Here is a 1,148-nt window from a genome sequence, read left to right as displayed (position 1 = left end):
GCCAGTCGTTGCCAGCCGCATCGTTTTATTTCACTCGCATTCCAGGTTGAGCGCCCGAATCCGGCGACAAAAGGAAAATCCCGGGGGTTTTGCCCTCGCTATCCGAAGCGGCGAGGACCATCCCCTCGGACAACCCGAATTTCATTTTTCGCGGCGCTAAATTAGCGACCATGACGGTTAGCCGTCCGATCAACTGGGCGGGGTCGTAAGCTGCCTTGATGCCGGCGAAGACATTGCGCGTTTCGTTGTTGCCGACATCAAGGGTCAGGCGAATCAGCTTGTCGGCGCCTTCGACGTGTTCGGCGTTGGCGATGCGGACAATGCGCAGGTCGACCTTCATGAAGTCGTCAATATTGCAGAACGGCTCCCACGGGCTTTCGGCCTTGACTTCGTTTTGCTGGTGCTCGGCGTGGCGCTGTGGTGACAGCTGCTCCTGCGCTGGGGCCAGCGTTTCTTTGTTGGCTTCGACCAGTTTTTCGATCAGTTTCGGATCGACACGGGTCATCAAATGCTCGTAAACATTGATGCCGTGGCCGGCGGCGAGCAGGCTCTGCGTATCGGTCCAGGTGAGCGGCGCGATGTTGAGGAATTTCTCGACTTGGCCGGCGACCACCGGCAGGATCGGCTTGAGCAGTACGGTGAGCAGGCGGAAGAGGTTGAGCGCATTGGTGCAGGCCGCGTGCAGTTCGACTTCGCGGCCTTCCTGCTTGGCCAGTTCCCAGGGCTTGACGCTGTCGACGTACTGATTGGCGGCATCGGTGAGCGCCATGATTTCGCGCATGGCCTTGCCGAATTCTCGGGCTTCGTAGAGTTCGGCGACGCGACCGGCGGCGTCCTGGATGGCCTTGATGGCCGGCAACTCAGCGGCAGCCGGCGCTAGTTGGCCGTTGAAACGCTTGGTGATGAAGCCGGCCGAGCGGCTGGCGATGTTGACATACTTGCCAACGAGGTCGGAATTGACGCGGGCGGCGAAGTCTTGAAGGTTGAGGTCGATGTCTTCCATGCTGGCCGCCAGCTTGGCGGCGTAGTAGTAGCGCAGCCATTCCGGGTTGAGGCCAGTGTCGAGGTAGCTCTGGGCGGTGATGAAGGTGCCGCGCGATTTCGACATTTTTGCGCCGTCGACCGTGAGAAAGCCGTGCGCGAAGATC

1 protein-coding gene is annotated in these 1,148 nt (G+C 60.2%); it reads right to left on the bottom strand.

Annotated elements, in window-relative coordinates; translation table 11 throughout:
* Window positions 1–25: 25 nt before the first annotated feature.
* A partial coding sequence (gene metG, locus ADADOO_RS03080) for a methionine--tRNA ligase subunit beta (protein WP_511274916.1) occupies window positions 26–1,148 on the bottom strand: 1,123 nt, incomplete at its 5' end.

Source organism: Azonexus sp. (assembly GCF_036170495.1).
Taxonomy (GTDB): domain Bacteria; phylum Pseudomonadota; class Gammaproteobacteria; order Burkholderiales; family Rhodocyclaceae; genus Azonexus.
This window is presented reverse-complemented; position numbering and strand designations above follow the sequence as displayed.